Origin of the sequence: Curtobacterium sp. S6 (assembly GCF_000710345.2) — a bacterium.
Lineage (GTDB): Bacteria > Actinomycetota > Actinomycetes > Actinomycetales > Micrococcaceae > Rothia.
The window spans coordinates 173,011-185,789 of the sequence record NZ_JHEL01000015.1 but is presented as its reverse complement, the minus strand read 5'-3'; the positions used below and the strand labels follow the sequence as shown (position 1 = coordinate 185,789).

Below are 12,779 nucleotides of genomic sequence, written 5' to 3'. Positions count from 1 at the left end.
GGGAGAACACAACGATCGGCCCCGTCCGGCTGCCGTTCCCCTCCGGGAACCGCTCGATGGACGTGAGCCGCGTTCTGCTCGTGCGCCTTTATCCAGACTGTGACTGTCGGTACCGGAATTTCACCGATTCGGCCGAGCCGTTCACGTGGTGAAACGGTTCGGGTCGCGGACTTTAACCGCCGGTTCGGAATTTCACCGACCCCCGGAGCACGATTGCGTGAGAACGATTATCGCACATGCTCCGTGACGGACGGACGATTGTCCATGCTGTAAGACGCAACGCGGCGCAACGAGGCGATCGCCGCGGCGGCATCCTCCGCGCCGTAGACCGCGGAACCGGCGACGAACACGTTGGCCCCGGCCTCCGCGGCGCGCCCGATGGTTTCTTCCGAAATCCCGCCGTCGACCTGGAGCGCGATCTGCGCCTCGGAACCGTGAATCGCCTCCGCCGCACGGCGCAATTTCGGGAGGGTCACATCCAGGAATTTCTGGCCGCCAAATCCGGGTTCGACCGTCATGACCAGGAGCAGATCCAACTCTTCGAGCATGTCCAGATACGGCTCGACCGGGGTCGCGGGGCGCAGGGCCATGCCGGCGCGGGCTCCCTGCGCGCGCAGCTCCCGGGCGAGCTTGATCGGCGCGATCGCGGCCTCGGCGTGGAAGGTGACCGATTCGCAGCCGATCTCGGCATACCGCGGCGCCCAGCGATCGGCGTCGTCGATCATCAGGTGGACGTCGAAGGGCACGGGAGACACCTCATGGAGTCGTTCCACGACGGAGGGGCCCCACGTCAGATTAGGCACGAAATGGTTGTCCATGACGTCGATGTGCGCGGCGTCCGCGGTTTCGATGGCCCGGAGTTCCTCGCCCAGCCGCGAGAAATCGGCGGACAGTATGGAGGGATTGATCTGAAGATGGCTCACGGGGCCTCCTGTGGTCGAAGCGCTGGGTACGCACGCGGCTGAGGCGTGCGTACCCAGCTTACCGTGGGTCGGCGGGGTCTACTTCTTGCGGAGAAGCGCCATGAACATGGCGTCGGTGCCGTGAACGTGCGGCCACAGCTGCGCGGTGGTCGCCGCTTCCTGGCCTTCGGCGGCGGATACGCCCGGCACGGCGACGCCCGGATCGGCATCGCCGTCGAGGGCTCCGGGAAGCGCGGCGGCGCGCATCGCCGCCGCGGTGTCCAGGAGTTCGACGTCGCCGTCGGCCAGGAGGTCCAACAGAATGTTCTGGGTCTCCGCGGGATGGGGCGAACACGTGACATAGGCGACGACGCCGCCGGGCCGAGTCACGGAAACGGCCGCCCGTGCGAGATCCAGCTGCAGTGAGATCAGATCCGCGATGTCCCCCGGCTTCTTCCGCCACCGGGCTTCGGGACGACGCCGCAAGGCTCCCAGCCCGGAGCACGGGGCGTCGACCATAACCCGGTCGAAAATCTCGCCCGTCTCGCCGAAGGCCTCGGCGGCCAGGGAGATGTCCTCGGGCAAATCCGCCGTCCGAAGGGTCTCCGCGATGTTCCGCCCGTCGGAGGTGAGCACGGTGTAGGACCCTGCGGGAAGGGGGGTGAGCGCGTTGCGTACCAGCTCGGCGCGGTGCCCGGCCGACTCGTTGGCCACCAGTTGCCCGCCGCGCTGAGCCGCCAGCGCACCCAACAGGGCCGCCTTACCCCCGGGGCCCGCGCACAGGTCGAGCCACGCCGTGTCCGTTCCCTCAAGATCCACCGCGGCCAGGGCCCTCGCCACGAGCTGCGAGCCCGCATCCTGGGCCCGAACCGTTCCTTCACGAACGCTTTCGAGCCGGCCGAGGTCGCCGTGCCGGTAGACCGCCGATCCGGTCACGAGGCCGCCCGGTTGAGCGTCGTTGTTCAGCGCCTCGGAGAGATCGCCGATCCCGGGGAGGGCGATGAGGTGGACCGAGGGGCTTGCGTTGTCCGCGGCGAGCAGTCGTTGAATCTCGGCGGAGGTTCGCCCGTGCGCGGCCAGACCCTGCCGAAACGCGCGAACGATCCACACCGGGTGGGATTCTTCGATCGAAAGTCTTTTGACCTCGTCGCTCACGTCGGCGGTCAGCTGGGCGATCCAGTCCTCCCGGCTCTTTTCGCTCACGCGGCGCAAGACGGCGTTGACCATGGTGGCGGGTCCCGCACCGATGACCCCGCGGGCCAGGCCCACGGTCTGGTTCAGGGCCGCGTGGGCGGGCACCCGCATGCCGAGGATCTGGTGAGCCCCCAGGCGGAGGGCCGTGACGATCTTGGGGTCCGTGGAAGCGAGCGGTCGATCGACGCACGTGGCCAAGACGGCGTCGTAAACACCGCGTTCGCGCAGGGTCCCGTAGGTCAGTTCCGTCGCGAAGGCCGCCTGGCGTCGATCCAGACCATGTTTCCGGATGGTCTGAGGCAAGACCAGGTTCGCGTAGGAATCCTGGGTCTCGACGGCCTGCAGGACCTCGAAAGCGACGAGTCGCTCGGGGTCGGCCACGCGACGTCGCTGGCTCGGCGCCGAGGCGGAAAAGGTGCGGGCCCCCTGGGACTGGCGGTTTCGCTCCCGGCCCTGTGCATCGCGACGCGGCGCGCCTCCGCGGCCCGAAGACCCCGACCGCTGGCCGTCGGATCGACGGCCCCCGGTTCCTCGGCCCCCGCCCGACCCTCCTCGGCCACGCGAGGGTCCGGCGCCGTGGCCGCTTCCGCGTTCTCCGCCGTGTCGGCCATGCGATTCGCTCATTGAAAGACCACCGTCTCCTGCTCGAGTTGTCCTGCGCCCCGCGCCCAGTCGGCCGCGTTCATCATTTTCTTGCCCGCCGGTTGAAGACGGTCGATCTCGACTCTGCCGCGTCCGCAGGCAACCGTCACCGTGCGCCCGTCCAGGCGCGCGCTTCCCGGCACGGATTCCGGGCCGTCCGGCCCGTCCGCCGTGGCTCGAACGCCCTGCATTTTGACCCGCTGGCCGTTGAGTTCGGTCCATGCCCCGGGCTCCGGCGTGATCCCCCGGACCCGAGCCTCGACGGCCTCGGCCGACGCGCTCCAGTCGATCCGGCCGTCCTGAAGGGTCAGCTTCGCGGCGTAGGTGGGCTCCCCCCGTTGGGGCGTGGGCCTGATCGAGCCGTCCACGATCCCCGGGAGGATCTCCGCCAAGAGCGCGCCGCCCTCGACCGCCATGGTGTGCAGCATGCTCCCGGCGGTGTCCCCGTCACGCACGGGTTGGGTGAAGCCCCGGTACACGGGGCCGGTATCCATGCCTTCCTCGATCCGGAAGATCGACGCACCGAGGCTCCGTTCCCCCGCCATGAGGGCCCGTTGAACCGGCGCCGCCCCACGCCACTCGGGCAGCGTCGAAAAATGGAGGTTGATCCAGCCGTGCGGGAGGGCGTCGAGCGCCCGTCGCGGAAGGAGCGCGCCGTACGCGACGACCACGGCGATGTCGGGGGCCAGAGACGTGACCGCCTCGTGGGTGTGCTCGTCGTAGGAACCGCTCTTGATGACCCGCAGGCCCAGCTCCTCCGCGCGCTGGGCGACGGGCGAGGCGGTCAGGACCCGCTTGCGCCCTCGGGGCGCGTCGTTCCTGGTCAAGACGCCCACGACGTCGAGCCCTGCATGAACCAGCGCATCCAACGGAGGGACAGCCGTCTCGGGAGTTCCCGCGTACAGCACCCGCATCAGGAGGCACCGCCGAAGGAGGAGCCGGCACCGAAGGCCGAGCCCGAGGCGAAGCCGCTGGAGACGGTGCCCGCACGGCGACGCTCGACGCCCGCGGTGACCTCCCGGTAGTCGAGGGCGCGGATGGCCTTCATGACCCTCTTCCTGTCCTCCCCGACCAACCGGTCGATGTAGAGCTTCCCGTCCAGGTGGTCGGTCTCGTGCTGCAGGCATCGGGCCAACAGGCCCTCACCTTCGACCACGATGGGCCGGTTGTGTCGATCCACCCCGGTGACCCGGGCCCACTTCCGACGTGGCGTGTCGCTGCTCAGCCCGGGCACGGAAAGGCATCCCTCGCCGCCCTCTTGCGGCTCGTCCCCGAGGTCCAGGACGGGGTTGATCACGTGGCCGACCTCGCCGTCACGGCCTTCGATGCCGTAGGTGAACAGCCGGAGCGAGACCCCGACCTGGGGAGCGGCCAAGCCGACGCCCTCGACCTCGAACATCGTCTCGATCATGTCGTCGATCAACCGGCCGAGTTCGTCGTCGAATTCGGTCACGGGATCACACACGGTGCGAAGCACGGGGTCGCCAATGGTGCGCACGGTCAGTACGGTCATCGATGTCCTTTGGTCTACGGGTCAGCTGGCGTTCTGTTCGGGAAGCTCGATTCGCGGCGGAGGCGGCACCACGGGCATGAGGGCCTGGACCGACTTGTCGGCCGCGATGGAATCGACGCTCCGGTGGTATTCCCATACTTTACGGAGGGCGCAGAACTTGAACCAGCTGTCCTTGAGAAGTGCCGGGTTGGCTTGCTGAGGCTTGACCTCGGTCTCCCCCAGCGCGACGCCCAGCAACACCGGCGCGTCTCCGTAGTCCCACGGGGCCCATTCGCCGGTCTCGGGGTCGACGAGAGATTCTTCGGCTTTGACCCCGGCCACCAGCTGCATAATGACCTTGCTGTCCAGGGGTTTCACGCGGTTTTTCCGGTCCGTGCCCTTGGTCTTGTAGTCGATGATGCACACCCGACCGCCGATGCGCGCCACCAGGTCCAACGTGCCGGCATACCCCACGGTGTGGTTCCACACCGTGACCTCGGCGGCCAGCGGTTCGGGGTGGTAGAGATCCCACCACTCGTCGAATCGGTCGGCCCAGGCGCTCTCGCCGTTCAGTTCCAGAAGCTCACGGGTTTTCTCGAGGTCGTGCTCCCGACCCATGGCATGCAGGGCCACCGCCTGGCAGTAGTTGTGCACCCTGTCGCCGCGGGCGGCGGCCTGATCTCGGTAGCGCTCCGCCGCGGAGGCGGCATCGCGGATGACCGCGTGCTTGAGGCCCGCCGAACGACCCGCACGCAGGATCCTGTCGTCTTCCAACGCGGCCTTGGCCGCCATGTAGCCGTGCCACCCGCCGAGGTCCTGGGCGAATTGTCCGATCACGGTCGTGATCGACGGGACCGTGGGGTCGCCGCCCACGGACCGCGCGTACATCCGCCCGTAGTCCGTGGCGGTCGCCAGCCTCGGTTGGGTCATCGTTGAATCAGTCCTTAGTGCCAGCAGGTTGGGGCCTGTCTTGCGGCCGAATCCCGCTGGCGTCGCGTCACGTTCCCGAGTCGGCCCGGAAAGCTTCCCTCCAGTGTGCGTCCGAGAGAGCCGATCGCCCGGCACCAACACCGCCCTACGACGCATCTCACGAAAAAGGCCCCCGACCGGATCATCCGGCGGGGGCCTTGATCGAGCTGTGAACAGCTTCGGTGTGCGCGATACTGGGTTCGAACCAGTGACCTCTTCGGTGTGAACGAAGCGCGCTACCACTGCGCCAATCGCGCTCGGCACTCGATACATCTTAGGCAAGGGTGCCATGTGAGTCAATTCGGCCCACCCGGAAAAGCGGTGATGCACAACACACCGTCGAATTTGACGGCCATCCGGCGTTTCGGACCGCATATCGCCCCGCTGTCTCCCGGAATTCCGGGGATCGAGGCCCTCGAAACCCAGGATTTTGCAAGACCCCCAAAGGTGTGTAGAGTATTCATCTGTCAGCGCGACGGGCTGAAAGAATTCACCCGCCGGAAGTCAGAGTGTCACTCACGACGTGCTAGACATGCGGTTGTAGCTCAGTTGGTAGAGCACCACCTTGCCAAGGTGGATGTCGCGGGTTCGAGTCCCGTCAACCGCTCGCAGCTTGCTTCACCTCGTGAAGCGAAGGCCCTGAGTCGCTTGATCAGGAACATGGTGAGGTGGTCGAGTGGTTAGGCAGCGGCCTGCAAAGCCGTGAACGCGGGTTCGAATCCCGTCCTCACCTCGCAGTACATAATAAAATGATGTATCTAGCGCGATTGGCGCAGCGGTAGCGCGCTTCCCTGACACGGAAGAGGTCACTGGTTCGATCCCAGTATCGCGCACAGATAAAAGGCCCCGGTTCTTCGGAACCGGGGCCTTTGTGCTGTATTGGGGGCTTGGTGCTGTGCTGGGCCTTTGCGTTGTGTTCGCGCCGCGTCGAATGCCGCGGGATTCTTCACGGGCCATTCCCCCACGGTGTGGTTGATTCCCCGGGGGAATTAACTGAGCAGGCCCACCAGGCCCTTCACGATCGCCATCACGGCGCCCGCGCCGGCCAGGACCAGGGCGAGGGTCCTTGCCGATCCGGAGGACACCCGCCTCACCAGAAGGCGTCCCAGGGCCAGGCCAGCCACGACGCCGAGCGCCACGCCAACCAGGAGCCACCACGGCGGCGTCGTCGCCCCGTCCACGGCGCCCACGGCCATCTTGGCCGCCAGAGACATCAATCCGAGGGTCATGAAGACCGGTTGCATGGTCGCGGCGTATTCGGTCTGTTTCCACGAGGTCACCCGCGAATAGATGACCATCGCCGGGCCCGCGACGCCGGCCGTGACATTGAGCAGGCCTCCCGCGGCGCCCGAGGCCACCGTCACGGGCCGTCCCGTGAGCTCACGGGTGCGCCTGCCGGCCAGCGTCACGACCATGGCACCGGCGACGACCACCCCCACGACGATCTGCAGGACGGAACCGGGGGTGTATCTCACGATCAGGGCTCCAGGCACGGTGCCGATCACGGCGGAGCCGCACAGCAGTGCCCACTGTCTCCAATTCACGGCACGCCACAGGGCGCAGGTAAGCAACGCCCCGGACATCGCCGTGGTGGCATTCGTGAGGAAGACCCCGTTGGATCCCCCAAGAATGATGGTGAACACGGGGGCCACCACGAGGCCAACCCCCGTGCCGGAAATCCTTTGCAGAACGGTTCCGATCACGACGGCGGGAAGAATCCACCACAGCATCGGACGGAACCTTTCTCTGGGACGGAGGGGCTACTTCGGGTTCGACTCCTCGAGCAGGCCCTCGCGTGCCAGCGCGGTCAGTCGGGACACCGCGCGGTAGTACTTCTTCTGGTATCCGCCCGCCATCATCTCTTCGGTGAACACCCGATCGAAGGGCACCCCCGAGGAGATGATCGGCAGGTCGCGATCGTAGAGGCGGTCCGCCAGGACGACGAACCTGAGGGCCACGGCCTGTGAGGTGATCGTCGAGACGTTACGCCAGGCGATGCCGTCCAGCCCGGCGACGAGCTGTCGGTAGCGGCTCGGGTGGACTCGGGACAGGTGCTCGATCAACTGGTCGAAGTCGTCGACAGCCACCGCGGAGGAGGACCCGAAACGATGCCCCAGGGCGGCGTCGAACTCCGCGTCCGAGATCGGTTGCGGCGCATCCGGCAGTCCACGATGCCGGTAGTCCTCCCCGTCCACTCGGATGACCTCGAACTGATCGGCCAGCACCTGGATCTCACGCTTGAAGTCGGCCGCGGCGAATCGCCCCTCGCCCAACGAACCGGGAAGCGTATTGGAGGTCGCGGCCAGTTTGACGCCGGCATCGGACAACTCTCGCATCAGCCGGGACATCAACACGGTATCGCCCGGATCGTCGAGTTCGAATTCGTCGATGCAGACCAGCTGGTAGGAGGACAACGCCTCGACCGTCTTGCGGAAGGTCAGCGCGCCCACGAGGTTGGTGTATTCCACGAAGGTTCCGAAGGCCTTGGGCCCGGGAACCGCGTGGAACAGCGAGGCCAGCAGGTGCGTCTTTCCGACGCCGAAGCCGCCGTCCAAATAAATTCCGGAGGTCGAGCTATCCTTGGCTCCCTTACCGAAGAGCTTCGAGAAGAACCCGGATTTCCCGGAACCTCCCACGGTCTGGGAAAAATCCCGGAGTGCCTCGACGGCGTGCGCCTGTGACGGCTGATTCGGATCGGGAATGTAGGTGTCGAAAGAGACTTCGCCGAAGCGTTCGGAGGGTGTGAATCCCTCGAGAAGCTCCTCGGCGGAGACGTTGGGACGACGATCAACCAGACGGATGGGGGCTTGGGGCACCGTACTCCTTCGACAAGAATGTCTCGCTCGCGGGTCGCGGCCGACCTGACCGAGACGTCACGCGGGACGTCACCGGGATCGGCGACCCATAGCGAGTGTAGTCTCTTCGCTACACCCGCGTGCAATGCCGCGCCTGGGCACCCGCGGCGGTCCGGCCAGGGCGCTCGTGCGGTCTGGCCGGCCTCAGGACGAGGGGCCGATCAGTAGTCGGCCTGCCGCCGCGAGACGTCGAGGGGGGAATCACCTTCCGGAAGCGCCGGTTGCTCGGTCCGGTAGGAGAGGTGGTCAGGGAGCCACTCCGTGACGGATGTGTGCCACCGCTCGGGGTCCACGTTCCATTCCTTCGTGTGTCGGGCCTTGTGGAAGGGCACGAGATCCACGAGCTTATTCCGGGCGGCGAGCTCCACGGAGGTGTTTACCGGAACGAATTCGTCGTCCACGGAGTGCAGGATCAGGGTCGGCGTCAGCAGTTCGTCGCTGCGAGACAGCCAGTCCAAATCCGAGAGCAGAATGGGGGCTCCCAGCCCGGTCATCATGGCCGCCCGCGGTTCCGCGAGCAGATCGGAGACGAGCTGTCCCAGCCTCAATGGGAGGCGCTGCAGGCGGGAGTGATACCGAATCAGCTCGAACCAGTCGACCACCGGGCCGTCCAGCACGAGCGCCCTGATGAGGTGCTGGTACTGGGACTTGTCGGCCGCTTGCAACGCGATCGCCCCGCCCATCGACCAACCAAAGAGGACGACGTCGTGCGCCCCGTGGTCCAGGGCGTAACGGATCGCGACCTCCACGTCTTCCCATTCGGTGAAGCCCAGCCCGTACCGTCCGTCCTCGGAGGGCGGCGCGTCCCGATCGTTCCGATAGGCCACGTGGATGCTCGTCATCCCCAGGGCCTGCGTCGATTCGAGGGAGCGAAGGGTCTCCTGCCGGGCGGCGCCGCGGCCGTGGACCATCACGGCCCACGTCCGGCACGTCGAGGATTGGGGCCCCGGAACCACCCACGCCGGGGCGTCCCCGACCGGCAGCTCCAGGATGACGTCCTGGTAGTCGTAGCCCGCGTCCGCCGGATCATCGAAGATGGCCCCGGACCAACGGCCGCGCTTGGCCTCCCTGAGGTCTCCCTCGTGGACCTCGACCACGCGCCGCGTCACGGTCTCAAGGCGGGGCGAATACGCCACCACGTCTCCGACCACGGCGTATCCCCGACCACCGTCGAAGAAGAGCATGTATTTGCCGGAGACCAAGGTTTCGTCGTTGGCGGGCAAGGTCACGGTGGTGGGGACGTCGGTCTCGGTCGGCTCCGCGGTCTCGTAGCCGACGCCGAGGATCCGCAGCGATTCGTTCCCCTGCTTCGGCGGCGTGACGATGGTGCGGGCGTAGAACCCCGCCACGGCCGCGACCGCCCCGACGGTCAGGCCCGTCACGGACGCGCCGGCCACGATGCCGGTGCGCAGGCCAGACAGCCAAGGCCTCCGAGCCTCCGGAGACACTCCGGGAATATGGCCCCACACGGAGGATCGGCGGGCACCCCCACCGACCGCAGACTCCTTCGACGCCACCAGGTACCGCCCTTTCTCAGCCCATTCGTCTCCCCATCATCCTCGCTGACCGATCCGCAGAAAACTAGGTCATTCGGGGCGCGTCACGCGTAGAATCCGACCATGAGCAAATTGCTGGTGGTGACCGAGGCTACTCTCGGACCGACGGAGATCGAGAACATCAATATCGTGGCCCCGCGTGACGAGGACGGCGACGAGGTACGTGTCCTTGTGCCGACGGCCCTACCCAAACACCTGTGGCTGGAATTTTTGGACCAGCTCGCGCTGTTGGACTTTGAGGAAGCACTGCACGTTGTCTCTCACGCGGAAAAGGGCCCGGCGACGTTGGAATCCGATGCCCGCGAGATCCTCGAGGGGTCGTTGACGGTTCTCAGCGATGCCGGCTTCGATGCCCGCGGACGGGTGGCTCAGGGGGACCCCTTGGCCGCCATGCGAGAAGAGGTCGCCAACGGTATCGATCAGGTACTGATCATCACCGAGCCTCACCCCGTGGAGGACACGTTGAATATTCACTGGTCGAACGAGGCGGAAAGGACCCTGGGGGTGCCGGTGCTGCACCTCTACTGGGGCACGGGACATGTCGATGACTGACAAGAATCCATTCAAGAATTCGGCTCTGGGAGCAGACGGAAACGATTCCGGGACCGCGAGCCAACGCACCGAGGTCGAATGGCAACAGGTGCTGAGCCCCGAGGAATATGCGGTCCTGCGTCAGGCGGGCACCGAGCGCCCCTTCACCGGCGAGTACTGGGACGAAGACTCCCCCGGAACCTACTCGTGTCGCGCCTGCGGTGCGGAGCTGTTCGCCGCCGACACCAAATTCGACGCCCAGTGCGGGTGGCCCTCCTTCTTCGCACCGCTCGCGGAGGACCGCGTCCGGTACATCAAGGACACCACGATGGGCATGGAGCGCATCGAGGTGCAGTGCGCGAGGTGCCACTCGCACATGGGGCACGTCTTCCAGGGCGAGGGCTTCGGCACGCCGACGGATCTTCGGTACTGCATGAATTCGGTCTCCCTGAAGTTCACCCCCGCGAATTCGTAGTACTGGTTAACGATTGCTCCAAGACGTGGGCCGACGGCGTGCCTGACGGATGCTTCCGGCGGCTCACCGTAGCCTGGCATCGTGACGACGCGACAGGATGACGTTCAGACTCCGGCCCCGTTTCAGGAGGCCCTCGATTCGTTGCGTCGTGCCCGTTTCCAGCCCGAGCTGACGTTGTCGACCATCGACACGCCCAAGCACCTCGCCCCGTTCGGGGTTGGCCTCGGGGCCGGGGTAGCGGATCCCGATTCCCCGGACCAAGAATTGGCTCTGGGCCGGTTCATTCTGCTCTACGACCCCCGGTCCCCCGAGGCCTGGGACGGCTGCTTTCGCGTCGTCAGTTACATCAGGGCGGCCATCGAGCCCGATGTCGCGGCCGAAGAATTGCTGTCCTCGGTGGCCTGGGACTGGCTCGTGGAATCCCTCGATTCCAAGGGTGCCCTCCGCAAGAATGCGGGCGGAACCGCCACCCGGGCGTTCTCCCAGGGTTTCGGCGTCCTCGCGGAGAACGGCGAACGCAACGAGATTGAGCTCCGCGCCTCGTGGACCCCCACCGGGCCGGATATGCGGCGACACCTGGAGGCGTGGTCGGATATGGTCTGCACCTACGCCGGCCTACCGCCCCTACCCGATGACGTCGCCCGGTTTCCCGGAAGCGGCATCTAGCCTCGTCCCGGGGAGCCCCCAGGCCGCAGCGCGGCCGTGAACTAGACTGGATGAGCACGTATGACGAGGACAAAGACCCGAGGGACTCCAGGCCCCGCACCAGCACGAAGGATGGACGACCGGCCCGTGATTGAGCCATGACAAAGGATACGGCCAACATCGACGTCGGGGACCAGCAGGCCTACGGGGAAGGGTTGAGCGCCGACGAGCTCGAAGAGCAGAGTATCGATCCGGAAGATCTGGGTCTCAGCCCTGAGCTCGTCATCCCGCCGTCGGTCCCCCTGAACGAACCGGCCGGCGGCGTCCCTCCGGTCATCGACACCCTGCCGGAATTGGAGTCGGCCGCGGCGACCCTTCGCTCGTACGACGGGCCCGCGGCGATCGATACCGAACGGGCCTCGGGGATTCGCTACGGTCAGCGTCCGTTTCTGGTGCAGATCAAACGCGGCGAGTCGCCCATCGTGCTGATCGACCCCGAGGCCTTCGACGACCTCGGGATCATCAACGATGCCCTCGGGGATGCCGAGTGGATCATCCACGCGAGCACCCAGGACCTTCCCAGCCTCCGCATGGTCGGGATGCGTCCGACCAAACTCTTCGACACCGAACTGGCCGGCCGGATCGCCGGATTGCCGCGCGTGGGCCTGGGTGCCATGACCGAGGAACTGCTCGGATATTCCCTCGCCAAGGAGCATTCGGCCGCCGACTGGTCGACCCGTCCGCTGCCTGCCCCGTGGCTGATCTATGCGGCGCTCGACGTCGAGCTCCTCGTCGACCTGCGTGATGCGGTCTCGGATGAGCTGCGGGAGCAGGGGAAACTCGAGTGGGCCCTGGAAGAATTCGACGCGATCTGCAACGCGCCCGAGCCGGCGCCCAAGCCGGATCCGTGGCGCAAGACCAAGGGAATCCGGCAGGTCCGGTCCGCCCGTCAGCTCACGGCGCTGAGAAACCTCTGGTACGAACGCGACATCCTGGCCCAGAATAAGGACCTCGCACCCAAAAGGCTCCTGCCCGATTCGGCCCTGATCGCCGCCGCCAAGGCGATGCCCTCCACGGTCCCGCAGCTGCAGCGCATCCCCGGATTCCACGCCAAACTCATCAAACGCGAGTCCGTCCGTTGGGTCCGCGCCATCCGGCAGGCGGCCCATGAAGACGATCCGGTCCCCTACAGCGTTCCCAGCACGACTCCCCCGCCGATCAAGGCGTGGGACCACAAGCGCCCCGATTCCGCCGAGTCGCTACGGATCGCGAAGGAGGTCATGGCGGACCTCGCCGAACGGTACGCGCTTCCCACGGAGAACCTCCTGACCCCCGAGCATCTCCGGCGGCTCTGCTGGGACCTGCCCTTCCCGAGCGAGGACGAGGTGGTCCAGGCCTTGAACGATTACGGCGCCCGCCCCTGGCAGATCGGGATCGTGGCCGGGCCTCTCGCCGAGGCCCTCGCGACCGACGACTGACTCGACACGCCGAACCGATACCAACGGTACCGAGTAGATT

Annotated in this window: 12 protein-coding genes, 4 tRNA genes and 1 riboswitch; of the genes, 7 read left to right on the top strand and 9 right to left on the bottom strand. The window is 66.6% G+C overall.

Features of this window, described 5'->3' with window-relative positions; translation table 11 throughout:
* Positions 1-77 precede the first annotated feature (77 nt).
* A riboswitch (FMN riboswitch) is annotated at positions 78-214 on the bottom strand.
* Positions 215-227: 13 nt separating this feature from the next.
* The 6 genes from rpe to CURSPS6_RS03055 all read right to left on the bottom strand — a co-directional run bounded on the left by rpe (position 228) and on the right by CURSPS6_RS03055 (position 5,456).
* Positions 228-923 (bottom strand): ribulose-phosphate 3-epimerase, encoded by a 696-nt coding sequence (gene rpe, locus CURSPS6_RS03080; RefSeq protein ID WP_051687577.1) that lies wholly within the window; start codon positions 921-923, stop codon positions 228-230.
* A gap of 78 nt (positions 924-1,001) precedes the next feature.
* Entirely contained in the window at positions 1,002-2,720 is a 1,719-nt protein-coding gene (locus CURSPS6_RS03075) for a transcription antitermination factor NusB (RefSeq protein WP_030014056.1), read from the bottom strand.
* On the bottom strand, positions 2,717-3,652 hold the full coding sequence (gene fmt / locus CURSPS6_RS03070; RefSeq protein WP_030014055.1) for a methionyl-tRNA formyltransferase: 936 nt from the start codon (positions 3,650-3,652) through the stop codon (positions 2,717-2,719). Before fmt ends, CURSPS6_RS03075 begins: the two co-directional genes overlap by 4 nt.
* The gene (gene def / locus CURSPS6_RS03065; RefSeq protein ID WP_030014053.1) at positions 3,652-4,251 is read right to left on the bottom strand and encodes a peptide deformylase; all 600 of its coding nucleotides are present in this window, start codon (positions 4,249-4,251) and stop codon (positions 3,652-3,654) included. Before def ends, fmt begins: the two co-directional genes overlap by 1 nt.
* Positions 4,252-4,272: 21 nt before the next feature.
* On the bottom strand, positions 4,273-5,160 hold the full coding sequence (locus CURSPS6_RS03060; protein WP_051687576.1) for a PD-(D/E)XK nuclease family protein: 888 nt from the start codon (positions 5,158-5,160) through the stop codon (positions 4,273-4,275).
* 224 nt (positions 5,161-5,384) lie between these two features.
* Positions 5,385-5,456 (bottom strand) — tRNA-Val (locus CURSPS6_RS03055).
* Between the two features lie 277 nt (positions 5,457-5,733).
* On the opposite strand from CURSPS6_RS03055, the gene CURSPS6_RS03050 reads away from it, so the two are divergent.
* From CURSPS6_RS03050 to CURSPS6_RS03040, 3 genes are all read left to right on the top strand, one after another.
* A tRNA-Gly gene (locus CURSPS6_RS03050) sits at positions 5,734-5,806 on the top strand.
* A 55-nt stretch (positions 5,807-5,861) separates the two neighbouring features.
* Positions 5,862-5,932: transfer RNA gene (locus CURSPS6_RS03045), tRNA-Cys, on the top strand.
* 28 nt (positions 5,933-5,960) lie between these two features.
* Positions 5,961-6,032: transfer RNA gene (locus tag CURSPS6_RS03040), tRNA-Val, on the top strand.
* A 156-nt stretch (positions 6,033-6,188) separates the two neighbouring features.
* Here CURSPS6_RS03040 and CURSPS6_RS03035 read toward each other — a convergent pair.
* From CURSPS6_RS03035 to CURSPS6_RS03025, 3 genes are all read right to left on the bottom strand, one after another.
* Positions 6,189-6,929, bottom strand: a complete 741-nt coding sequence (locus CURSPS6_RS03035; protein WP_030014051.1) for a TSUP family transporter — start codon at positions 6,927-6,929, stop codon at positions 6,189-6,191.
* Between the two features lie 30 nt (positions 6,930-6,959).
* The gene (zapE, locus tag CURSPS6_RS03030; RefSeq protein ID WP_030014049.1) at positions 6,960-8,015 is read right to left on the bottom strand and encodes a cell division protein ZapE; all 1,056 of its coding nucleotides are present in this window, start codon (positions 8,013-8,015) and stop codon (positions 6,960-6,962) included.
* A 200-nt stretch (positions 8,016-8,215) separates the two neighbouring features.
* Positions 8,216-9,502, bottom strand: a complete 1,287-nt coding sequence (locus CURSPS6_RS03025; RefSeq protein WP_152978043.1) for an alpha/beta hydrolase family protein — start codon at positions 9,500-9,502, stop codon at positions 8,216-8,218.
* Positions 9,503-9,673: 171 nt separating this feature from the next.
* Between CURSPS6_RS03025 and CURSPS6_RS03020 the strand changes: the two genes are divergently transcribed.
* From CURSPS6_RS03020 to CURSPS6_RS03005, 4 genes are all read left to right on the top strand, one after another.
* Positions 9,674-10,162 carry a hypothetical protein gene (locus CURSPS6_RS03020; protein WP_030014046.1) on the top strand — a complete coding sequence of 163 codons (489 nt, stop codon included), beginning with the start codon at positions 9,674-9,676 and terminating at the stop codon, positions 10,160-10,162.
* Complete coding sequence (gene msrB, locus CURSPS6_RS03015) at positions 10,155-10,616, top strand: peptide-methionine (R)-S-oxide reductase MsrB (RefSeq protein WP_082470007.1); 462 nt, start codon at positions 10,155-10,157, stop codon at positions 10,614-10,616. The genes CURSPS6_RS03020 and msrB overlap by 8 nt, the downstream gene beginning before the upstream one ends.
* A gap of 81 nt (positions 10,617-10,697) precedes the next feature.
* Positions 10,698-11,282: a DUF3000 domain-containing protein gene (locus tag CURSPS6_RS03010; RefSeq protein ID WP_030014044.1), complete on the top strand. Its 585-nt coding sequence runs from the start codon at positions 10,698-10,700 to the stop codon at positions 11,280-11,282.
* A gap of 137 nt (positions 11,283-11,419) precedes the next feature.
* Positions 11,420-12,739: an HRDC domain-containing protein gene (locus CURSPS6_RS03005; protein ID WP_082470005.1), complete on the top strand. Its 1,320-nt coding sequence runs from the start codon at positions 11,420-11,422 to the stop codon at positions 12,737-12,739.
* Positions 12,740-12,779: the final 40 nt, after the last annotated feature.